The organism is Flavobacteriales bacterium (genome assembly GCA_016716605.1).
GTDB lineage: Bacteria > Bacteroidota > Bacteroidia > Flavobacteriales_F > PHOS-HE28 > PHOS-HE28.
The window spans coordinates 1,586,863-1,608,262 of the sequence record JADJWA010000001.1; the positions used below are offsets into that span (position 1 = coordinate 1,586,863).

Below are 21,400 nucleotides of genomic sequence, written 5' to 3' on the forward strand. Positions count from 1 at the left end.
TATGTGACCCACAGGGGCCGGGTGCGTCGCCATTCGCTGGGCAAGGTGGCACAGGCTCAGGCTTTCGACAAGCGGCAGCGGCCAAAAGGAGCAAGCAGAGGGACGCTCGGGTTCTCATGGCCGGACTAGTAGATGACGAAGGAGTGGTTACTGATCTCACCGTCCCAGGTGAAGCGCGCAGCATAAACACCGCGAGCCAAGCCATGCAGGCTGATTGCATCACGGTCTGCGCCGGGTGGCACGCGATGCCGCTTCACCAACCGGCCCATAGCATCAACCACGAGGATATCCATGGGCGAAGCAGTCGTGTGGTTGAAGCCGATCTGCACACGATCCGTGGCCGGATTCGGCCATAAGCGTGTGGTTTCAGAAGCTGGTTCCTGCACGCCAACGGACAACTCCTTGTAAAGGTGCAGGGAGTAGGCCGTCTTGGCCTGGTACGGGTTCGTGGGTACCCAGGTGGGTCCGGGTTGGCCTGCTTGATTGGGGAACACGTACCAGCCGGTGGTGGTCATGGTGACCTGCGCCGTGTGATCGGTGACGACCGCTGCATACGTGCTGCCGTAGCTGCCATCGATGAAGTTCTGTGGCCTGGTGCCGGTGGTGCTGCTCTCGCGCGGCCAATGGTCCAGGATGAAGGTGTTCGGCAGGAAGGCATCGGCGTAGGTATGGGTCGCATCAACCCGCTCCGCGTAGTAGTAGCCATCGGGGAATCCACCCGCGTTCCCGGAAAGCTGAACCAGCTGTGCCGGGTACAGGTTGAATGACGAGCTGATGGGCGGCTGATTGTGATAGACATAGTAGGGATAGGCCACCTGCGCCATGGTTGCGCCTGCATCCAATAGGCCGTGACCGTTGTATGCATCATATCCGATGGTGTACGGACTTCCAGCGGTTCCAACCACATCTTGTGCATTCTTCTCCAGGATACGCTCGATATCCTCTGGTGCGAGATTGTTCGGATAGAGCGTTGAAGAGATGTTGTGCTCACTGTGCATCAAGGCGGCTACGCCAGCCGCATGCGGGGCCGCTGCCGAGGTGCCACGGAAACAATCGTAGCCTGGCGGTGCCGGTATGCACTGCTCGAAATTGAAGGGTGCATCCGCAGTGGAGGTGACCAAGCGCACGGTGCCCGGTGCAATCAAATCCATACCCTGGCTGAAGCTGCTGCTGAGGTCACCGGGAGTCGATCCAGACATATACGCTCCGTCCGTGCCGCTCGCACCAACGCTCAAAGCAGCAGCATCGTTCACGTTGAAGCCATCGGCGATGGTGGCAGGCAAGAATCCTATGGCTGAGCCGCCATTACCGCGGGCAGCCGCGAACACGGTCTTGTTGCGGAAGGCGAACTGCATGGCGTCGCGCATGAGCGGGTTCCAGCATTGGATATTGTCCAGGTAGCAGCCGTAGCTGTTGTTGAGCACATGCACGCCGAACCAAGGGAATTGGCCTGGTACATAGCCAGGGTAGTAATTCCCCGGCACGGCCCCCGCACCGTGAATGATGGCCACTGCCGCATTGGTGCTCTCGTAGTTCGTTCCAAGGCTCACGATGGAGCAACCAGGGGCGTTCGCGACGTCGTGATCACCGCCCGCTATGCCCGCGATGCCGATGCCGTTGTTCCGCTTGGCCGCAACGATGCCTGCGCAAGCTTGCCCATGACTGCTAGGCGCTCCAATATTGGGGTCCCATGGAGTATTGTTGTACCAGTCGTATCCACCAATGACCACTCCGGAGAGATCCTCATGAATGCCATCCACCGCATGATCCACGATGCCCACCTTGATGGATGGTTCGCCGGTGTTGATGGCCCAAGCCGGTTCCATATTGATGCTGGCGTTGAGGTATGGCTCGGTCGGAACAAGGCTGTAATGGCGATAAAGGAGCGGGTCGTTCGGCAGGTCCGTCGGTTCATATACCGTGTTCGCGCAAGCATAGAAGATCTGCTGCGGCATCGTGCTCAGGCTATCCATGGCCACATGGACCTCTACCGCATCGCCGATGCCGATGATGAATGTGCTCCAGAAGTCCGGTACGGGCTCCTCCTCACCGAGGCGTGTGATGGTGATGCTGTCAGCCGAGGTCATCCACCGGAAGATCTTGTACACGGGCAGGCGCTTTCCAGCCACCGCACCGATTCCCAGCTTCTCGCCGATCGCACCGGCTAGGCTATCGGAAGTGAGTTCTTCCAAGGTTCCGAACTCCCAGCGTGGATCATCCACGAGCTCCATGTCGATCACCTGGCGGTTGAACTTGACCACGATCTCCTCGGCGACGCAGAGCGGCGTGCCCGTTGAGGAATACAGCCACCCGTCTGGTTTCGTTGTGGTGGAGTACTTCACCGTGGCCAGCATCGGCCCAGTGATCGTCGCTGAAGGCCCACAGACGTACACGTGATCGCCTTCTACCAGCAGATCAAGCGCCTGGTCATTCCCTGCCAGTCCATCATATTGCCTGTCCCAATGCAAGCTGCCATCCGAGCCGAACTTGATCGTGATGAAGTTGTCCGAGACGCCATCGTTGATAACACCGGCAACAACTACGCCTCCATCATTGGTTACCGCCATGCGCTTCGGTTCAACCGAATGCGCAGGATTCAAGGCTGCGTATCGCTTCTCCCAAAGCTCGGTACCTGCGCTGTCGTACTTCATGACGACCAAGTCAGTGCCGCCGATACCCTTCCGTGAATATCTGGCAACGTATGCGTTCCCTAGGTCATCGCCCTTGATGGCCCGGCCTGCATCATCAAGCCCCTCACCGTCGTAGTTCACTACCCAGTCCACCGTGAACGTGCTGGTGATCTTCACGGTCTGGATGTCCTTTTGGCCATTCACCTCCCTGAATCCGGTGATGTAGAAGTGGCCTTGATCATCCTGGTCGATGGATAGCACTTGATCCAGACCGAACCCAGGAACGCTCACGCGAGCCTCGTCAATCTGCGTACCCGTGTTCCTGTGGTACTTGACTGTAGCATAGTCCCAAGAGAGCGGTCCGGTTGCAGAAGCACCCGTTATGATCGGGTTGTTATCCGCGTCAAGTGCGAGGCCAACGCCCGCATCCGGGAAGCCGCTGTATTCGTAGGTCGATGACCAAAGCAATGCACCGGTCGAGCTGTATTTGTTCAGCACATAGTCAAGATTGCCGAGGCTAGAAGTTGTGGTGCCGCCCAAATAGATGTTCCCGTCCGGTGCAATGATCAGGCAGGTTGGCACATCCGTGCCATTGGCGCTTCCGTTCCACAGAGCTTCCCAGTCAATGTCACCAGTTGGCGAGATTCCAAGAAGCACGATGTCCTGTGAAGTGAGGGTCTGGCTGAGCACGCCAGCCACCACGAATCCTCCACCCGCAAGCGCTGCGACGGCAACGCCGTAGTCCTGTCCGCCGTCAATGCCGCCGTAGGTTTGTTGCCAGACCAAGTCGCCTGTTGGGCCGTACTTGGTTATCAGGAGGTCTGCATTGTTGGAGGAAACTACCGTGTTGCTTACAACTACGATATGTCCTTGTCCATCCAAGGTGCTCGCCGCCCATTCGAGCTGGGCAGGAGTACCATTGGCCTGAACCCATTCTTTGTTCACATAGAATTGCCCGTGGAGATCATTAAGCGAAGCCATCGAAATCAAGAGCGCGCCGATACATAGGACTCGACCAAGAACAGTCGGCTGCGGTTCTCCATAGCACTTACTCTTATTGCTGCCTTGATGCTGAGTGGCTGAGTGGCTGCATGACGTAGTTTATTGGAAACCGAAGGTAGCTTACTCAATTGGACTACCAAATTGGAGTATTCCGGTTGCGCCGTGAAATGTCCAGGCTCTATGGCTACGTTGGGCTCAGGTCAGCGTCGCTATGTGTCACGGCCGCTGCTTCGGCAGATCGAAGCGTATCGGAACCTGCAGCGCGCTGCGCACGCGCTGGCCGTTCTTCACCGCGGGCTGCCAGGGGATGCGGTACAGCAGCCGGAGGGCTTCATCGGTGCAGCCTCCGCCCACGGATTGCAGCACGTGCATGTTGCTGATGGTCCCTGTAGGCTCCACCACGAATTCCACCTTCACCGTGCCTTCGAGGCTGTAGCGCATGGCCTCACTGGGGTAGCGCATCTCCTTGCCGATGTAAGCGGGCAGCCCGGCCATGCCATTCGGAATGCCGGGTGCGATGTGCTGGTCGACTTGTCTGGCCTGGAACACGACGAGGCTCGCTACGCTGTCGGGCGATGCAACGGGCAATGCAAAGCGCTCGCCGGTGCGTGGAGCCCGATCCTTCAGCCAGCGCTTGTATTTGCCCGGCTCGAAGGGAATGGCCAGGAAGATCTCCGTGCTGCCGCACAGTTCCCCAGCCGTCTCCGGGCGCCAAAGGATCATGCGCGCCACGCGCAGCGCTTCCTGGTCGCATTCGGGTGAAAGCGATTTGCCCACCTGGATCGATTTCACCGATCCATCAGGTTCCAATCTCGTGGCGATCACCACTTCACCCTTGATCCCGGCTTCGAGCGCCACCGCCGGGTAATGCAGTTCCTGCTCGAAGAGCTTGTCGAGCGCCGATCGTCCGCCTTGGGCCATGCAGCCGCCTTCCGTTTGTCCAAGGGTTGGCGCTACGAGGCAGATGCATGCCGTGAAGAACAGGAATTGACGTTTCATGGGGGCTAATTTCGCCGCATGGCAGCGGTAAAGTTGCAGCAAGGCGACCGCGTCTCGTTCATCGATGACGTGGGCGGTGGGGTGGTGCTTCGCGCCGGCCGACCGGGGCATGTGCTGCTGCGCACCGATGATGGCTTTGAATTGGAGCTGCCCGAGAGGCGACTGGTGCAGGTGGCCGAGGGTTCCCATGCGGCGCACCTTCGCGTGAGCGACCATGCCGTAGGCATGCGCGTGGCCAATGAGCTGCTGGAGGAGAAGCGCCGCACCCGGGCGCCGATCCGTCCCGGCAAGACGCCGAAGAAGCCCGAAGACAACAGCGTGGCCGAGGTGGACCTTCACCTGCACGAGCTCGTGGAGGACGAAACACGGTTGAGCGATGGTGAGAAGCTGGAGTACCAGATCCGCTACTTCGAGCGGGCTTTGGAGAGCGCCATCCGCAACGGCAAGAGAAAGCTCATCGTCATACACGGCGTGGGGGAGGGCGTGCTGCGCGAGGAGGTGAGGAAGATGCTCCAGTATTACGATGGCGTGCGCTTCTACGACGCTGACATGCGGCGTTATGGCGTGGGGGCGACGGAGGTTGAAATACTCAGGGGAAGGGGTTGAATAGGTTGGAAGTTGAAAGGATGAGGGTTGGTTTGAGGTTGGGGGTTGTGGGAAGTTCAACCCTCAACCAGAATCCACCTGCAACCTCCAATCGAAGAGCAATCTTCAACCTCCGACCGAAGAAGTTCTTTGATAAACCTGTGCATCGCTCCACCGCCGCATTTGCAGAACTGCGGAGGAAAGTCCGGGCAGCGTAGGGCACCGTGCTTCCTAACGGGAAGGGGCGCAACCGGGAACGGTGGCGCTACGGATAGTGCCGCAGAAAGGGAGACCGCCATCCGCAAGGAGGGCAAGGGTGAAAAGGTGGGGTAAGAGCCCACCAGCGCCGGTGGCGACATCGGCGGCTTGGTAAACCCCACGGGCTGAAAGACCATGTATACCGGGGCTTCGCCGCAAGGCGGATAAGGGCGGCTCGTCCGATCCCGGAGGGTAGGTCGATGGATCCCGTTGGCGACGGCGGGACTAGATAGATGGTGGAGGCCCCGCGCGAGCGGGGAACAGGACCCGGCTTACAGATGCACAGGCTCTTCATGAAGGGCCTTCGCTCGGCGCATGCCGTTGCGGGGGCCCTTCACCTTTTTTCGCAGGCAGCCTCCTCTGGCCCGGAAGCTGCCTGTCGTTGCCCGGTACATTTGGCCTTTCGCATGCGCGCCATCCTCCTCGCGTCCATCATCTCTCTAATAGCAGCGGAAGCCTGCAGCCAGGAGCTGGTCACCATTCATGGCCAAGTGAGCTCAAGCTCCAACGACCGCGCCTATTACGACCTCATGATCGTGAACAAGCGCACCCGCAACGGGGCTTTCGGTAATCCCGACGGCAGCTTCATGGTGCAGGCGTTGCAGACCGATACGATCATGATCGGCTCCGTGGGCCACCGCACCGCCATGATCTGCATGCGCGACAGCCTGCCCAAGCCGAGTTATCGGGTGGCCGTTCGCCTGCTGCCCATCCAGTACCAGCTCGCAGCTGTAGAGGTGCTCAGCCAGCGCACCCTGCAGCAGATCCAGAAGGACATCGAGAAGCTCGGATACAAGGAGAGTGATTACCGCCTCAGCTCGGTGGATGCGCTGCAGAGCCCGATTACCTTCCTCTACCAGGAGTTCAGCCGCCGCGAGCGCAGCAAGCGCCTGGTGGCGCAGATGCGCAACGAGGACCGCAAGCGCGCATTGCTCCGTGAGCTGCTGCAGCAATACGTCGAGTACGACATCATCAACCTAAGCGATGATTCCTTCGACGACTTCATCGATTTCTGCGCCGTGCCCGATGAGGTGATCAAGGGCCTCACGCAGTACGAGTTCCTGCTCTTCGTGAAGAAGAAGTACGAGCTGTACGGCAGCCTCGGCCCCACCCGCAGGCATTAGCGATGCGCTCCTTCCGGTTTCAGCTTTCTGCCTTCTTGATTCAGCTTTCTGCCTTCCACTTCCCCTTTTCAGGAATTTCCCAGCCCGACACCCTCCTCCAGCGCATCACGCTCGACGAGGTCGTGATCTCCGCGCAGGCACAGGGCTTCGATGTGGAGGCCTTCGTGCACCGTGTGCGCTCCGACAGCAGCTTCCACAAGGCCTTCCTGAACACGCGCTATCATCCGCACACGCTGCGCAGCGAGGCGCGGGTGCGCCGCAAGGACGAGCGGGAGTCCGCAGCGCTCTTCCGCAGGGCGCGATTGGTGCGTGACGGCCGTGGCGCAGAGCAGGTGATCGATTCATTGAGCGAGACCGGCAGGCTCCGAGATCGCAAGGGGCGCTTCCGCTACCTCACCATCGAGATGTACGATGAAGTCTTCTTCCCGAAGGGCAGCTTCACCGCCGATAACACCGTGGCAGGGCGCGAGCTCGTTGTGGAGCGCGGCAGCCGCTTCGAGAAGTACAAGGGCGAACTGAAGAAATTCATGTTCGACCCCGGCACCGAGATAGCCAGCGTGCCCTTCATCGGCAGGAAGCTCGCGCTCTTCAGCCCTGAAATGGCGCCGCTCTACGATTTCCGCATCTGGAGCGACACCCGCGGCGACCGCCCCTGCTGGGTGTTCAGTGCGGCGGCCAAGCCCGAGCACCGCGATGGCAAGACCGTGATCAAGACCATGGACACCTGGTTCGACCAGGACACATTCGATGTCCTGGCGCGCAGCTACCGGATCGCGCACGCCTCCGTATTCCTCGACTTCGACATCACCATCAGCGTGCGCAACATCCGTATCGGCGATGCGCTCGTGCCCGTGCGCGTCCACTACGATGGCGACTGGGACATCCCCTTCGAGCAGCGTGAGCTGGTGCGGTTCTGGATCGAGTACAGCGACTGGAGGACCGAGCCCTGAATAGGCGCTCAGTGCTTTCCTTGGGCAGCCAGCCAGCGCTCCGCATCCAAGGCCGCCATGCAGCCGCTGCCCGCACTGGTCACTGCCTGGCGGTAAACCTTGTCGGCGCAATCACCCGCGACGAATACGCCGGGCACCTTGGTGCTGGTGCGGTCTGGGTCGTGCTTCAGGTATCCGGCCTCATCCATTTCGAGCTGGCCCTTGAAGATCTCTGTGGCAGGGGTATGGCCGATGGCGATGAAGAGGCCCGTGACATCGAGCTTGCGCTCTTCGCCGGTCGCGTTGTTGATCGCCAGCACGCCTTCAACCGCATGCGCGCCCAGGACATCCTTCACTTCTGTGTTGAACAGCACCTCGATGTTCGGCGTGCTCTCCACGCGGTGCACCATCGCCTTGCTGGCCTTGAAGTGATCCTTGCGCACGAGCATGTACACCTTGGGGCAGAGCTTGGCGAGGTAGGTGGCCTCCTCGCACGCGCTATCGCCGGCGCCCACGAGCACCACGTTCTGGCCACGGTAGAAGAAGCCATCGCACACAGCGCAAGCCGTTACCCCGCCACCGATGTCGCGCAGGCGGATCTCATTGGGCAGCCCTAGCCACTTCGCGCTGGCGCCGGTGCTGATGATCACCGCATCGGCATGGATCTCCTCCTTCTCATCCACCCAGACCTTGTGCACAGGGCCGCTGAAATCGACCCTGGTCACCCACCCGTTGCGGATGCGCGTTTCGAAGCGCAGGGCTTGCTGCTTCAGGTCTTCCATCATATCCGGGCCGGTACGCCCTTTGGGGTAGCCGGGGTAGTTGTCCACCTCCGTGGTCTGCGTGAGCTGGCCGCCGGGCAGCGGGCCTTCGATCATCAACGGCTTCAGGTCTGCGCGTGCGGCGTAGATGGCTGCGGAATAACCGGCGGGCCCTGATCCAATGATCAGGCAATGGACGTGCTCAGGCGAGGTGCTCATGTTGGGGCGGCAAATCTAGCTGCGGCCGCCAGCGCCCGGATGTGATGTCCGTCAAGGCTGGCACACTACGGTGCGGAAGCGCGGCGCGTAGCCGGCCCACACGCCCAGACCGCCATTGATGTTGCTGCGGATGTTGGACGGGTTGCTGAACACATCGCCTTGGGAGGAGGCGTTGTTGTAGTAGGAGTCGAAGAAGCGGAACTCCTTGAGCCCGATGCTCGCGAACTTCACCACCACGGTATCGCCGCGCTTGAAGTAGCCGCGCTCCTCGTTGAGGTCGTCGTCGGCCGCGCTGTACGGCTCGTTGCCGCGGTTATAGGCGAAGTCGAACGCGAGCCCATTGATGTAGCGGTCCTCGAAGACGCTGAAGACGGGCGCTATGAAGCGGGAATCCTTCGGCTCGCCATCTTCGCCTGCATTGATCCGCTGCGCCCACCAGCGGTAGGCGTTGCCTGCGGTATCGGGATCGCTGAGGCGCGCCCAGATGAAGCCGAGCGAATCGTCGTTGGGCTGTTGGTTGGCCAGCTTGAACCAGGTGCTGTCAAGCGCCACGCCCTGCGGGATGGTGGTGCTGCTGGTGAGCTCTTTCCCTTCCGTGAGCACGCGCAGCTGATAGGTCCTCCCTTCTTCTCCAAGCAGCTCATTGTTCAGGAAGGTCCAGGCGCAGATGCTCGCAGCGCGGAGCAGATCCGCGCTCACCCCGGTCTGCGCGGCCACCTCATCGATGAGCGAGTCGGGGATCAGGTCGCTGCAGAGGCGCGTGAGGGCGTAGGTGCTGTCGCCGTCGTTCACGGTGACCACGGCATCGCTGATATAGGTGCCTGCGATGCTGGCCACGCTGGTGGGCGCGAAGAAGCTCTGGGTGCGCGTAAGGAAGACGATGGGCGGCTGGCCCGTCTCGATGCTGCCTTCCACCACCACCTTCGCTTCGGTCTCGGGGAGGTCCACGGTGATCTCTTTGTCGCAGCCCGCTACGAGAAGGCCCATCGCACCGATCAGGAGCGATTGCCTGGCCGTCAGAATTTGAAGTTCCATGTGATGGAGGGAAGTATGGAGAAGAGCGACACTTGCTTGGCCACCACTTGGAAGCTGCCATCGCTGGGGTTGCCTGCGGTGTCGAAGTAGATGAAGTAGGGGTTCTGACGGTTGTAGGCGTTATAGACCCCGAAGCTCCAGCTGCTCACGAGTTTCTTCGGGATCAATTTGGTCTCGCCCGTTGCGGGGTCCTTCACCTCGCGGGTCTCGCGGCCGTTGAGCGTGGCGCTGAGGTCGAGTCGATGGAAGGCCGCCATGCGGTAGCCGTTGCGCTCGGTGTACTCGCTGACGAGCTGGCCTTCCACGAAGTAGCGGTTCACGGGGATCGTCACGGCTTGGCCCGTGGCGTAAACGAAGGCGCCGCCGAAGGTCCAACGCTTGTTGCGCTCGTAGGTGGCCACGATGCTCAGGTCATGCCGGCGGTCCCAGCGGCTGGGGAACTCATCGCCGTTGTTGATGTCCGGGAAGCTACGCATGGTGCGGCTCCACGTGTAGCCCAGCCAGCCCGTGAGCTTGCCGGTGCGCTTCTTCACGAAGAGCTCCGCGCCGTAGCTGTAGCCCTTGCCGAAGACGAGTTGCTGATCGTAGTTGGTGTTGCCGTTGTCCTGCGGGCTTGCGCCATCGGCGTATTCGATCAGGTTCTTGAAGTCCTTATAATAGCCTTCCACCGAGGCCTCGATCAGGTCGTCGAGGAAATTGCGGAAGTAACCGGCCGCGTATTGGGTGCCGATCTGCGGTTTCACGCGCGTGCTGCTGGGTATCCACACATCGGTGGGCAGCGCGGTGCTGCTGAAGCTGGCCAGGTGAACGTATTGCTGGCCCTGGTTGAAGGAAGCCTTGATGCTGCTGGTGCGGCCGGTGCGGTAACGCAGGCTGATGCGCGGCTCCAGGGCTTGGTAGGTACGGATGGGGGTGCCCGGCGCGATCTCTTCCTTGCCGATCGAACGGCCGCGCTCGTCAACGATGTACCGGGTGTAGGGTCCCACGTGATCGAATCGGCTGAAGCGCAGGCCCAGATTGATGCGCAGCGCGTCGGTGAGGTCGATCTCATCGAGGGCGTACACGGCGCTCTCATGCGCGTGCAGCTTGGGCGGCGTATCGATGTTGAACTGCGTTTCGCCGCTGCTCACATCCACCGTGCTTGTGGTGTACACATGGTAGATGTACTGCGCACCGTACTTGAGGCGGTGCCGGCCGTTGGGGTAGTGGCCCAGGTCGGCCTTCAGCCCGTAGTCCTTGATGCCGCTGAAGAGCTTGAATCGGAACTGGTCCTGCGAGGCGTCGAAGAGGAAGCTGTAGTCGCTGAAGGTGGCGGTGGTGTTCAGGAAGAGCTTGGGGCCGAAGACGTGGTTCCACCGTGCGCTGAAGGTGCTGTTGCCCCAGGGGATGCGGAAGCCGGGCCCGCCGGATCCGCCGTTCTGAAGCGAGAACACATCGCGCCCGAAGTAGCCGCTCACGAACAGGCGGTCCTTGTCGCTGAAGGTGTAATTGGCCTTGGCATTCAGGTCGTAGAAGTAATAGCCGCTGCCCGCGAAGGGGCTGCTCTCGTTGATGAAGGGCTTGGTGAGCACATCGATGTAGGTGCGGCGCCCGCTGATGATGAAGGCGCTCTTGTCCTTTACGATGGGGCCTTCGAACGTGAGGCGGCTGGCGATCAGCCCGATGCCGCCCTGCGCATGGAAGCTCTTCTCGTTGCCTTCCTTCATGTTGATGTCGAGCACCGAGGAGATGCGCCCGCCGTAGTTCGCGGGCATGCCGCCCTTGATCAGCTCGATGTTCTTCACGGCATCGGCATTGAACACGCTGAAGAAGCCGAAGAGGTGGCTGGCGTTATACACCGTGGCGTTGTCGAGCAGTATCAGGTTCTGGTCAGGGCCGCCGCCGCGCACGTAGAAGCCGCTGTTGCCCTCGCCGTTGTTCTGCACGCCGGGCAGGAACTGGATCGTCTTCAGGATGTCCACCTCGCCGAGCAGCGCGGGAAGCGTTTGCAAGCGCTGAACGTCGAGGTCAACCGTGCCCATGCGCGTGTCCTCGGTATTCTCCTGCTTCCGCTCGCCCACGATCTCCACTTCCTCTGCGAGGATGGCCTTGGGCCGCGCCTCGATGTTCAGCTTCAGGTCAGCTGCTGCCGTCACGCTCTTCACGAAATCGTCGTAGCCGATGTAGCTCATGGCCACGGTGTGCGTCCCAGGCGTAACGTTCAGCACGTAGTAGCCATAGACATTCGTTGAGGTGCCCCGCATGGTCTCCTTCACGAACACGTTGGCGCCGATCAGCGCTTCGCCGCTGGTGGCATCCTTCACGAAGCCGCTGATTGTGACCTGCTTCTGGGCATTTAGGAATGCAGGGAACAGCAGGACAAGGCCCGCGAGGATATGTCGCATCGTCATGATGAGGGCGGCAAAACTACCTGCGGCGGGTGGGCGCGCCCACCCATTGGTCCCAAGCGGATGCCGCCCGTCAAACACGGTGCCCGCGGACTTGTTCGCATTGAACGTGGAGTTTACCCGGGCTTAGCGCAGCAGTGCCGGAACGCATCTGGCTCCTGCGCTCGCTTTCTATTGCGGAAGTGCATGCGGTGCCACGCACAAGGGGCGCTCGCGATTGCAGTAGATCCGATCCAAGGCTGGTAGCTATCCGCGATGGCTCGATGCGGTGAAGGCCCTTTGGGCGTTGGGCCCTGCCTTTGCGGGCTGTTGTGCTTTGCTACATTCGCGCCCTCTTCGGGGTGTAGCGCAGCCCGGTAGCGCACTTGCATGGGGTGCAAGTGGTCGCTGGTTCGAATCCAGTCACCCCGACTGGTTGAAAGGCCCCCGGAATCGCCGGGGGCCTTCACTTTTGACTGGCCGTTTCGCCCTCCAATAATCGCTCAAGCTCGCATGCGTCCTCGCTCCTTCGCTCCCTCCGCAGCCCTTCTCTTCATCATTGCCGGGTGTTCCAATGCGCCGGAGCCGAAGGATAATCAGCCCATCTTCACCATGGACCCCCACAGCCACGCCCGTCCGCAGGAGGCGCGCATAACGCACCTCGACCTTGATATCAACGTGGATATGGGCGCTGAGGCCATCCGCGGAACCGCCACCTACACCATCGCCGCCGCCGCCGATGCCCAGGGCATCCTTTTCGATTCGGAGGGGCTGTTCATCGAGGGCGTCTCCGTTGATGGAAAGGCCGCGGCCTTCGCGCTGGGCGATAGCACCTTCCTGGGCCGCCCGCTGGAAGTGGAACTGACGCCCGGGGCGAAGCAAGTGGCGATCGCCTACCGCACCGGTCCCGGCGCGCGTGCCTTGCAATGGCTGAAGCCGCATCAGACCTCCGGCAAGAAGCAGCCCTTCCTCTTCACCCAGGGCCAGGCGATCCTCACGCGAACATGGATCCCGATCCAGGACAGCCCGGGCATCCGCTTCACCTACAACGCGCAAGTTCAGGTGGCGCAGGGCCTCATGGCCGTGATGAGCGCCGAGAATCCGACCGCGGTGAACGCCGATGGCGCGTACCGCTTCCGCATGGAGCAACCGATCCCGGCCTACCTCATCGCGTTAGCCGTGGGCGATCTGGCCTTCGTGCCCATCGGCGAGCGAACCGGCGTGTACGCCGAGCCCGATGTGGTGCAGAAGGCCGCATGGGAATTCGCCGATATGGAGAAGATGCTGATCGCTGCCGAAGGGCTCTATGGCGCCTATCGCTGGGGCCGTTACGACGTGATCGTGCTGCCGCCCAGTTTCCCATTCGGCGGCATGGAGAACCCCCGGCTCACGTTCGCCACGCCCACCATCCTCGCCGGAGATCGCTCGCTCACGGCTTTGGTGGCGCACGAGCTCGCGCATAGCTGGAGCGGCAATCTCGTGACCAACGCCACCTGGAACGACTTCTGGCTGAACGAGGGCTTCACCGTCTATTTCGAGAACCGCATCTGCGAGGCCGTTTACGGTGATGAATACGCGCGCATGCTGCAATTGCTCGGCCGTCAGGACCTGCACGCCACCATCGCCAAGCTTGAAGGCAAGGGCCAGCATGCCGATACGCATCTGCGCCTGCACCTCGAGGGCCGCGATCCCGACGAGGGCATGAACGATATCGCCTACGAGAAAGGGTTCGCATTGCTGCAGCTGCTCGAGGAGAAGGCCGGTCGCGACCGGTTCGACGCTTTCCTGCGCGGATATTTCGATGCGCATGCCTTCCGCAGCATGACCACCGACGACTTCACCGCCTACCTCCACGATCACCTGTTGAAGCCAAGCGGCATCGATCTGAATGTGGCGGAATGGATCGATGGCGCGGGTTTGCCGGCCAATGCCATTGAGCCGCAGAGCGACAGCTTCACGAAGGTGGAGGCGGAGATCGCGCGGTGGGTCGCTGGCACGCAAGCGGGGCAGATTGACGTGAAGGGCTGGACCACCTTCCATTGGATGCATTTCCTGCGCCACCTGCCCGATGGACTGGACGAGCAGAAGATGAAGGAGCTTGATCAGGCCTTCATGTTCACGGCCAATGGGAACGCCGAAGTGCTCAGCGCCTGGCTCGAGCTCTGCATCCGCAACGATTATGATCCCGCCTTCGACCGCCTCGACCAATTCCTCACCACGGTGGGCCGCCGGAAATTCCTCATGCCGCTTTACGCCGAGTTGAACAAGAGCGAAAAGGGACGCCTCATGGCGCAGACCATCTACACCGCAGCCCGCAGCAATTATCACAGCGTGAGCGTGCGCAGCCTCGATGAGCTGCTGGCGTGGAAGGAGAACCGCCCAGCCGCGAGATTCTGACCCGACCTGAAGCAGGAAGCCCCGGCATCACCGGGGCTTCCTGTGGATTGAGCCATGATCTAGTGGCTGATCGCAATGCGGCTGATGGCCATCTGCCCATCATCGGCTGAAACGCGAAGCAGATAGCGGCCATCGGCCAAGGCCGAGAGGTTGAGCTGAGCAATGCCGTTGCCGTTGATGGGAGCCGCGAATACGACGCGGCCAGCGGCGTCGCTCACTTCCGCTTGCATCAGGCCGCGCATCCCGGAGGGCAGCTCCAGCGTCACCATGCCCGAGCTCGGCACGGGGTACGCGGTGAACGCGGGCAACGCTGCCGTTTCGCCGATGCCCACGAGGCAGCTCATCGGTGCGATGTTGTGGCCAGCGGGGAAGGCCTGCACGAAGGTGCTCATGTCCGTGAGCGGCCAGATGTCCTGGTTCTTCATCAGGTTGTCCGGTCCGATCAGGCAATAGGTCGGGTAGGCATTCACGCCGAAGGCAATGTCCACGGGCGTGCAGCCGCCTTCAATGCCGATGGCCGGAGGATGTGACCATGGACCGCCATAGGCGGACTCATACGCATCCACCTCCGCGTTCGTGTCCGTGCCATTGTTCATGGCAATGCAGATCAAGTTGCCGCCGTTGCAGCCGTAGGTCTCGTACAGCTGGCTGAAGTACTGCGAGGTGGCCTGGCAGGGCGGGCAGGTGTCGAAGAAGAAATCAAGGATGACGTACTTGCCCTGCGCGGTGTAGGAGTACAGGTTGTGCACGTTCCCGTGGGTATCGGTCACCGTGAAATCGGCGACCAGGCTGCCGTTGGGATAGTTGGTGGCTTGTGCATTGAGCAGGATCGCGCTAGCTACAGCGAGCGATGCGAGTAGGGGTCGTTTCATGATGTTCAGTTTATTTGAGCAAGATGCTGAATGTTTCTCAACGAGGTGCCCTCCGCCGGGTGGCATCGAACCGCAGGCGGGGGATCCTAGCGGCTGGCGGGAAGCGCCTCGCTCAACGCGATCCGGTCAAGCTCATGCCCGCCAGCGAAGGTGGCGGTGGTGCAGGCAATGCCATGCCTCTTCAGCAGATTCGTGCCATCGTGCATCGCTCGCTCAGGCACCAGGCTGTCATTCGTGCCATGCACCAGATGCACGGTCGCATTGGAAAGCCGAGCCTTCAACCGTTCGCCATCAAGGTCTGGAGGCAAACTGCCGCCCCAGAGCACTAGGCGATTGATGTTCGTTCGACCGAGTACCGCCCAGCGCATGAGCGTGGCCACGCCCTGCGAGAAACCCAAGGCGCAGATGCGCGCGCCTGGCATGGCTTGCTTGCGCAACTCATCACACAGCGCATCGAGGTAAGCCACATGATCATCGATCTCGTGCAGCCGGTCCTCGCGGGTCATCCACGTCGCACCCACCCGCGAATGCTCGGCATCGAGGTAGAAGCGGCTCAGCCCTTCCGGCGCCACGAAGCAGCGGCCCTGCTCAAGCCCTTTGAAGGTGTTCAGGAAGTAGCGCGCCAGCTGGCCGTAGCCATGGATCACGACCCAGATCTCAGGCGAAGCCTCCAAGGTGCCCAGCACATGGTAGCGCGCCGTGCGCTGCACCTGGATGAAGCGCTCTTCCACGGTCAGTAAGCGAGGAGTTCCTTCAACGCGGCAGACACCTTCTCCGCGCTCGGGATCATTGCGGCTTCCAAGGTGCTGTTGAGCGGGATCGCGGGCATATCGACAGAGCCCAGCGTGCGCACCGGTGCATCGAGCTGCTCGAAGCAGTCGTTGCCGATGCGCGAGGCAAGTGCCTGCGCGAAGGAGTTGGTGAGCTGTTCCTCCGTGACCACGATGCAGCGCCCATGCGCGCGCACGGCATTCATCACGGTCTCTTCGTCCAAGGGCACCAGCGAGCGCAGGTCGATGATGGTGACACGGCCGGTGAAGTCCTTTGCGGCGGCCTTGGCCCAGTACACGCCCATGCCGTAAGTGACGATCACCGCCGCTTCGCCCTTCGCAACGGCATTCGCATCGGCCGCCAGCACTAGGCGCGCCTTGCCGAAGGGGATGATGTATTCCGCGCTCGGCTCCACGGTCTTCGCCTCCTCGGTGCCCTTGATCTTGCTCCAGTAGAGGCCCTTGTGCTCCAGCATCACCACAGGGTTCGGGTCGTGGTAGGCCGCCTTCATCAATCCCTTCAGATCGGCGCCGGTGCTGGGGTAGGCCACCTTGATGCCCTTGATGTTGCACAGCACGCTCTCCACGCTGCTGCTGTGGTAGGGGCCGCCGCTGCCGTACGCGCCGATGGGCACCCTCAGGATGCAGCTCACGGGCCACTTGCCCACGGTGAGGTAGCACGAGCGCGCCACTTCGGTGAAGAGCTGATTCAATCCTGGCCAGATGTAATCGGCGAACTGCACCTCCACGATCGGCTTCAGGCCCGCAGCGCTCATGCCTACGGTGCTGCCGATGATGAAGGCTTCTTGGATCGGTGTGTTGAACACGCGGTGCCCGCCGAAGTCGCGCGCTAGTGTTGCGGCTTCGCGGAACACGCCGCCGAGGCGCGCGCCCACATCCTGTCCGTAGAGCAAACAGCGTGGATCCTCCTGCATGAGCTCGCGGATGGCGAAGAGCGCGCTGTCCACCATCACGGTGGGCTGACGGTCCTTCGGTGCGCGATCGCCTTGCTCTTCGGTCACTGGTGTGGGCGCGAAGGCGTGCGTGGTGAGGTCGGCCGGTGTGGGGTCATCTGCTTCGCGGGCACGCTCGAAGTCGGCCTTCACCTTGGCGATGGCCTTCTGCTCGATCTGCTTCAGGCCATCGAGTTGCAAGCGATTGTCGAGGCATTGCTGGAAGAAGCGCGGATAGGGGTCACGCTTGCGATGCTCGGCCAGGTTCTCCTCGCTGCGGTAGAACTCCATGCGTACGCCGCTGGTGTGATGGTTGAGCAGCGGCACCTTGGCATGCACCAGGAAGGGGCGGCGCTCTTTGCGCACCAAGCCGATCACCTCGTTCAAGGTGCCGTAGCTCGCGATGAAGTCCGCTCCATCCACCTTCCGGACTTCGAGACCGGGGAAGCCTTTCGCGTATTCGCTCGCATCGGCCACGCGTATCTCGTCGGCGCTGGCGCTGATGTCCCACTCGTTGTCCTGCACCAGATAGATGATCGGCAGCTTCTTCAGCACCGCCATCTGGAATGCCTCGGCTACCTCGCCCTCGGTGATCGCCGCATCGCCGATGGAGCACACCACTATGGGCGACTCCTGATCTGCGCTTCCGTTCAGGTCATGCGCGATGCCCGCCTGCTCCTTGTACCAGAGGCCGAGCGCGATGCCCGTGGTGGGAATGGCCTGCATACCGGTGGCGCTGCTCTGGTGGGGGATGCGCGGCATGCCCTCGCGCCGTAAGCTCGGATGGCCGTAATAGGTGCGCCCGCCGCTGAAGGGGTCGTCGCGCTTGGCCAGCAATTGCAGCATCAGCTCGTAAGGCTCCATGCCGATGCCGAGCAGGATGCTGTCATCGCGGTAGTAGGGCGCCACGTAGTCCTGCGCTTTCAGCTGCATGCCCAGCGCTAGCTGGATGGCCTCATGGCCCCGGCTGGTGGCATGCACATACTTGCTCGTGAGCTTGAAGTGCTCCTCGTACAGCTCGGTCAAGGCCTTGGCCGTGCACATCAAATCCCATGCGCGGAGCAGGATTTCCTGATCGGGCGTAGTGCCGGGTTTCGAGAGTTTCTTGGTGGCGGTGAAGGCCATGGTGGTGCGTGAGCGGCTAAGGTAGAGGATGGCCGGTGCAGCCTCCGGATTTCGCCGCGATAGCTTCGCCCCATCATTCTGTGAACCCATGACCCGCCAAGCCCACGAGCTCGATCACCGCATTGTCGGTGACGACATGCAATGCGTCGAGATCACCCTCGACCCCGGCGAGACCGTTGTTGCCGAAGCCGGCACCATGATGATGATGGATGAAGGCATCGCTATGCAGACCATCTTCGGCGATGGGCGCGGGCAGCAGCAGGGCTTCCTGGACAAGATGCTTGGCGCTGGCAAGCGCCTGCTCACCGGCGAGAGCCTCTTCATGACCACCTACACCAACCAGAGCCAGGTGCGCCGCACAGCATGGTTCGCAGCCGCTTATCCGGGCAAGATCATGCCGCTCGACCTCCGCGATTACCAAGGCAAGCTGATCTGCCAGAAGGACAGCTTTCTCTGCGCCGCGAAGGGCGTGAGCATCGGCATCGCCTTTCAGAAGCGATTGGGCGCCGGCCTCTTCGGCGGTGAGGGCTTCATCATGCAGAAGCTCGAGGGCGATGGGCAGGTGTACATCCACGCCGGAGGCACCACCATTCAACGCGATCTCGCGCCCGGCGAAACGCTCCGAGTTGATACCGGATGCCTGGTGGCCATGACGCAGACCATCGATTACGACATCCAGTTCGTGGGCGGCATCAAGAACACGCTCTTCGGCGGTGAGGGATTATTCTTCGCGCAGTTGCGTGGTCCTGGTCATGTGTGGATCCAGTCACTGCCCTTCAGCAGGCTCGCGGATAACATCATCGCGGCTTCGCCGAAGGCTGGTGGCCGAGGGAAAGAAGAGGGCAGCATCCTCGGCGGCTTGGGCCGTATGCTGGACGGCGACAACTGATCAGGCCTCTTCTGCTGGCGGGTGCTTCGGCTTCCGCGCATAGCCCTTCTTGCTCTTCACCACGCGCGGGCGGTAGCGCCCATCCAGAGCGCCGGCGGCTTTCTGGGCCTCGCGCTTGGCTGAGCGCTCGATGGCGTCGAGCTCCTTCTTGGTGATGCGCTTCTTCGCGGTCACGCCGGAAAGATCGCACGCGGAAGGGTTTGGTCGATTCTGCTAGATTCGTTCGACCAAACCTACCCTCCCATGAAACGCTTGCTTCGGATCCTTGGCTTGCTTGTGCTGCTCATCGCGCTCGCCGCTGGTGGCGCCGCCCTTTACGTGAGCACCGCGCTACCCGATGTGGATGCGCCTGGTGACCTTAAGGTGGAACTCACGCCCGAGCGGATCGAGCGCGGCCGATACCTGGCTAACAGCCTGTGCGTGTGCATGGATTGCCACAGCACGCGTGACTGGGACCTCTTCGCCGGCCCGCTGAAGCCCGGCAGCTTCGGCGCCGGGGGCGAGAAGTTCGATCGCACCATGCAGTTCCCCGGCGAGTTCTATTCGAAGAATATTACGCCTTTCGCCGTCAAGGATTGGAGCGACGGCGAACTCTATCGCGCCATCACCAGCGGTATCAGCAAGGACGGCCACCCCTTCTTCCCGGTGATGCCGTACGGGAACTACAACAAACTGGCGACGGATGATGTCCACAGCATCATCGCCTACCTCCGCACACTCGACCCCATTGAGACGCAGCCCTATCCGGCCAGCGTGATCGACTTCCCGGTCAACCTCATCATGCGCACCATACCTGCTCCCGCCGCACCCATGAGTCGGCCCGAGCCTGGAGACCCGGCGTACGGCGAGTATGTGGTGAACGCTGGCGCGTGCGCTGAATGCCATACGAAATCAGAGAAAGGGAAGAAGATCGGAAAGCCCTTCGCGGGCGATTTCGTCTTCAACTTGCCCAACGGCTCCATCGTGCGATCCTCCAATATCACCCCACATCCCACCGACGGCATCGGCGCCTGGGACAAGGCCACCTTCATCGCACGCTTCAAGCAGTATGCGGACAGCAGCTACGCGCCGCCCAAGGTCGACTGGCAGGCCGGCGACTTCCAGACCGTGATGCCCTGGATGATGTACGCCAACATGACCGAAGAGGACCTGGGAGCCATCTACGATTACCTGCGCGCGTTGCCCCCCGTGGCGGGCCGGCCGGAGAAGTGGACGCCTGCGCCTGCGGGATCCTAACGCAGTACACTGTACATCGCCAGGTCGAGCAGGCGCCCATCCGCCGTTCGGTAGTCGCGGCGCATGATGCCTTCGCGCTCAAAACCGCAGCGCTCCAGCACCGTGCAGCTGCCGATGTTCTCTGGATCCACGCGGGCCAGCACCTTCTCCATGCCCAGTTGCGTGAAGGCGAAGTCAACCGCCCACATCACGCCCATGGTGGTGATGCCCTTGCCCTCGTAGATGGCGCTGATGAAGTAGGCGATCTCGCAGCGCGGAACGGTCCAATCGAACTCCTTCAGGAAGACCAGGCCGATCGGATCGCTGCCTTCATAGTCTCGCATCACGAAGCAGAAGAACTCGCGCCGCTTCGATTTCACCAGCATGTCCTTGATATAGCTGCGCGTGGCGCGCGGGTCGGTGCAGTGCGCGCAGGTCACCGGGAAGTAGGGCTGCAGGCGCACGCGCTCCCGGTCGATCAATTTGAACAGGCCGAGGTGGTCGTCCTTGGTGATGGGCTCGATGATGACCGAATCGCTCATGACTCACGTGCCTTCAGCGCAGCGGCACGCATGGCGGCAGCGCGCTCCGCGCCAAGGTACCGTTCCACTCCTGCGTGGGCGAGGTAGACCACCGGCGTGCTCAGCAGCGCCACGATGAATTTGTACGCGTAAGCGGTGAGCACCATGGCCGAGCAGCGCGCGAAACTGAAGTCGTCGCGCAGGAGCCAGAAGGCCACATAGGTCACCACCACGCTGTCGATGAGTTGGCTGATCAGGGTGCTCCCGGTTGCGCGCAGCCAGATGCGGCGGTCTCCGGTGAGGCGCTTGATCCGGCGGAACACAAGCGCATCCACGAGCTGGCCCATCACGAAGGCCGTGAGCGAGCCCAGGATGATGTTCATGCCCTGCCCGAAGATTCCCGCGAAGGCAGCCTGCATGTCGGGCACGCCCTGCTGTGCGTTCATGTCCACCCAGAAGTCAGCAGGAGGCATGCCGATGGCGAAGTACATCACCACGAAGCCGAAAGCGATGAGCGCTGTGGTGAGCAGCGTGAGGAAGCGCACGCCACGCACCCCGTAGTAATCATTCACCACGTCGGTCATGATGAAGACGATGGGCCAGGGAAGCACGCCCACGCTGAGCACGAAGCTCATGCCCTCCTGACCGAGCAGCGTGAAGTCGGCCTTTGCCAGGCCGAAGACACTTTCGAGCTGGAAGAGCTTCACGCCGATCATCTCGGCCAGCAGCGCGTTGGCCGCGAAGAAGCCG

Annotated in this window: 17 protein-coding genes, 1 tRNA gene and 1 other RNA gene; 8 read left to right on the forward strand and 11 right to left on the reverse strand. The window is 61.7% G+C overall.

Translation table 11 applies throughout. The features are described 5' to 3' along the window. Positions 1–125: 125 nt before the first annotated feature. Positions 126–3,611 carry a S8 family serine peptidase gene (locus tag IPM12_06140; GenBank protein ID MBK9147387.1) on the reverse strand — a complete coding sequence of 1,162 codons (3,486 nt, stop codon included), beginning with the start codon at positions 3,609–3,611 and terminating at the stop codon, positions 126–128. Between the two features lie 237 nt (positions 3,612–3,848). Continuing rightward, positions 3,849–4,631: a TonB family protein gene (locus tag IPM12_06145; GenBank protein MBK9147388.1), complete on the reverse strand. Its 783-nt coding sequence runs from the start codon at positions 4,629–4,631 to the stop codon at positions 3,849–3,851. 18 nt (positions 4,632–4,649) lie between these two features. Here IPM12_06145 and IPM12_06150 point away from each other — a divergent pair, with 18 nt between their 5' ends. The 4 genes from IPM12_06150 (at position 4,650) to IPM12_06165 (ending at position 7,548) form a co-directional block, all read left to right on the forward strand. Continuing rightward, positions 4,650–5,237 carry a Smr/MutS family protein gene (locus IPM12_06150; GenBank protein ID MBK9147389.1) on the forward strand — a complete coding sequence of 196 codons (588 nt, stop codon included), beginning with the start codon at positions 4,650–4,652 and terminating at the stop codon, positions 5,235–5,237. 137 nt (positions 5,238–5,374) lie between these two features. Continuing rightward, positions 5,375–5,765: RNase P RNA component class A (gene rnpB, locus IPM12_06155), an RNA gene on the forward strand. Positions 5,766–5,881: 116 nt separating this feature from the next. Beyond that, a complete protein-coding gene (locus IPM12_06160) occupies positions 5,882–6,598 on the forward strand; it encodes a hypothetical protein (protein MBK9147390.1) in 717 nt (238 codons plus the stop codon). Positions 6,599–6,633: 35 nt separating this feature from the next. Further along, positions 6,634–7,548: a hypothetical protein gene (locus tag IPM12_06165; protein MBK9147391.1), complete on the forward strand. Its 915-nt coding sequence runs from the start codon at positions 6,634–6,636 to the stop codon at positions 7,546–7,548. Between the two features lie 8 nt (positions 7,549–7,556). Here the strand turns inward: IPM12_06165 and trxB are convergent, their stop codons facing one another. From trxB to IPM12_06180, 3 genes are read right to left on the reverse strand one after another with little or no spacing between them, the layout of a single operon-like run. Further along, positions 7,557–8,507, reverse strand: a complete 951-nt coding sequence (gene trxB / locus IPM12_06170; protein MBK9147392.1) for a thioredoxin-disulfide reductase — start codon at positions 8,505–8,507, stop codon at positions 7,557–7,559. 51 nt (positions 8,508–8,558) lie between these two features. After that, a complete protein-coding gene (locus IPM12_06175) occupies positions 8,559–9,542 on the reverse strand; it encodes a DUF4249 domain-containing protein (protein ID MBK9147393.1) in 984 nt (327 codons plus the stop codon). Then, on the reverse strand, positions 9,524–11,926 hold the full coding sequence (locus tag IPM12_06180) for a TonB-dependent receptor (protein MBK9147394.1): 2,403 nt from the start codon (positions 11,924–11,926) through the stop codon (positions 9,524–9,526). Before IPM12_06180 ends, IPM12_06175 begins: the two co-directional genes overlap by 19 nt. Before the next feature lie 340 nt (positions 11,927–12,266). Between IPM12_06180 and IPM12_06185 the strand changes: the two genes are divergently transcribed. Both IPM12_06185 and IPM12_06190 read left to right on the forward strand, forming a co-directional pair. Beyond that, positions 12,267–12,340: transfer RNA gene (locus IPM12_06185), tRNA-Pro, on the forward strand. Between the two features lie 180 nt (positions 12,341–12,520). Continuing rightward, positions 12,521–14,305 (forward strand): M1 family metallopeptidase, encoded by a 1,785-nt coding sequence (locus IPM12_06190; protein MBK9147395.1) that lies wholly within the window; start codon positions 12,521–12,523, stop codon positions 14,303–14,305. Positions 14,306–14,364: 59 nt separating this feature from the next. On the opposite strand, the gene IPM12_06195 is transcribed toward IPM12_06190, so the two are convergent. The 3 genes from IPM12_06195 to IPM12_06205 form a co-directional block, all read right to left on the reverse strand. Further along, positions 14,365–15,177 (reverse strand): redoxin domain-containing protein, encoded by an 813-nt coding sequence (locus tag IPM12_06195; protein ID MBK9147396.1) that lies wholly within the window; start codon positions 15,175–15,177, stop codon positions 14,365–14,367. Positions 15,178–15,263: 86 nt separating this feature from the next. Continuing rightward, complete coding sequence (locus IPM12_06200; GenBank protein MBK9147397.1) at positions 15,264–15,908, reverse strand: phospholipase; 645 nt, start codon at positions 15,906–15,908, stop codon at positions 15,264–15,266. Positions 15,909–15,910: 2 nt separating this feature from the next. Next, positions 15,911–18,025, reverse strand: coding sequence for a tungsten formylmethanofuran dehydrogenase (locus IPM12_06205; protein MBK9147398.1), 2,115 nt, complete (start codon positions 18,023–18,025; stop codon positions 15,911–15,913). A gap of 88 nt (positions 18,026–18,113) precedes the next feature. Here IPM12_06205 and IPM12_06210 point away from each other — a divergent pair, with 88 nt between their 5' ends. Further along, positions 18,114–18,914 (forward strand): TIGR00266 family protein, encoded by an 801-nt coding sequence (locus tag IPM12_06210; GenBank protein MBK9147399.1) that lies wholly within the window; start codon positions 18,114–18,116, stop codon positions 18,912–18,914. Here the strand turns inward: IPM12_06210 and IPM12_06215 are convergent, their stop codons facing one another. Beyond that, positions 18,915–19,088: a hypothetical protein gene (locus tag IPM12_06215; GenBank protein MBK9147400.1), complete on the reverse strand. Its 174-nt coding sequence runs from the start codon at positions 19,086–19,088 to the stop codon at positions 18,915–18,917. A 69-nt stretch (positions 19,089–19,157) separates the two neighbouring features. Here IPM12_06215 and IPM12_06220 point away from each other — a divergent pair, with 69 nt between their 5' ends. Next, positions 19,158–20,150: a c-type cytochrome gene (locus IPM12_06220; GenBank protein MBK9147401.1), complete on the forward strand. Its 993-nt coding sequence runs from the start codon at positions 19,158–19,160 to the stop codon at positions 20,148–20,150. Here IPM12_06220 and IPM12_06225 read toward each other — a convergent pair. Both IPM12_06225 and IPM12_06230 read right to left on the reverse strand, forming a co-directional pair. After that, entirely contained in the window at positions 20,147–20,671 is a 525-nt protein-coding gene (locus tag IPM12_06225) for a GNAT family N-acetyltransferase (protein MBK9147402.1), read from the reverse strand. The genes IPM12_06220 and IPM12_06225 overlap by 4 nt on opposite strands. Continuing rightward, positions 20,668–21,366, reverse strand: a complete 699-nt coding sequence (locus tag IPM12_06230; protein MBK9147403.1) for a queuosine precursor transporter — start codon at positions 21,364–21,366, stop codon at positions 20,668–20,670. The genes IPM12_06225 and IPM12_06230 overlap by 4 nt, the downstream gene beginning before the upstream one ends. Positions 21,367–21,400 lie beyond the last annotated feature (34 nt).

Bases quoted from the DNA above. Each gene is read 5' to 3' on its own strand.
- IPM12_06140 (MBK9147387.1), bottom strand. From the start codon at position 3,611: ATGGCTTCGCTTAATGATCTCCACGGGCAATTCTATGTGAACAAAGAA.
- IPM12_06145 (MBK9147388.1), bottom strand. From the start codon at position 4,631: ATGAAACGTCAATTCCTGTTCTTCACGGCATGCATCTGCCTCGTAGCG.
- IPM12_06150 (MBK9147389.1), top strand. From the start codon at position 4,650: ATGGCAGCGGTAAAGTTGCAGCAAGGCGACCGCGTCTCGTTCATCGAT.
- IPM12_06160 (MBK9147390.1), top strand. From the start codon at position 5,882: ATGCGCGCCATCCTCCTCGCGTCCATCATCTCTCTAATAGCAGCGGAA.
- trxB (MBK9147392.1), bottom strand. From the start codon at position 8,507: ATGAGCACCTCGCCTGAGCACGTCCATTGCCTGATCATTGGATCAGGG.
- IPM12_06175 (MBK9147393.1), bottom strand. From the start codon at position 9,542: ATGGAACTTCAAATTCTGACGGCCAGGCAATCGCTCCTGATCGGTGCG.
- IPM12_06180 (MBK9147394.1), bottom strand. From the start codon at position 11,926: ATGCGACATATCCTCGCGGGCCTTGTCCTGCTGTTCCCTGCATTCCTA.
- IPM12_06190 (MBK9147395.1), top strand. From the start codon at position 12,521: ATGGACCCCCACAGCCACGCCCGTCCGCAGGAGGCGCGCATAACGCAC.
- IPM12_06195 (MBK9147396.1), bottom strand. From the start codon at position 15,177: ATGAAACGACCCCTACTCGCATCGCTCGCTGTAGCTAGCGCGATCCTG.
- IPM12_06205 (MBK9147398.1), bottom strand. From the start codon at position 18,025: ATGGCCTTCACCGCCACCAAGAAACTCTCGAAACCCGGCACTACGCCC.
- IPM12_06210 (MBK9147399.1), top strand. From the start codon at position 18,114: ATGACCCGCCAAGCCCACGAGCTCGATCACCGCATTGTCGGTGACGAC.
- IPM12_06220 (MBK9147401.1), top strand. From the start codon at position 19,158: ATGAAACGCTTGCTTCGGATCCTTGGCTTGCTTGTGCTGCTCATCGCG.
- IPM12_06225 (MBK9147402.1), bottom strand. From the start codon at position 20,671: ATGAGCGATTCGGTCATCATCGAGCCCATCACCAAGGACGACCACCTC.
- IPM12_06230 (MBK9147403.1), bottom strand. From the start codon at position 21,366: ATGATCGGCGTGAAGCTCTTCCAGCTCGAAAGTGTCTTCGGCCTGGCA.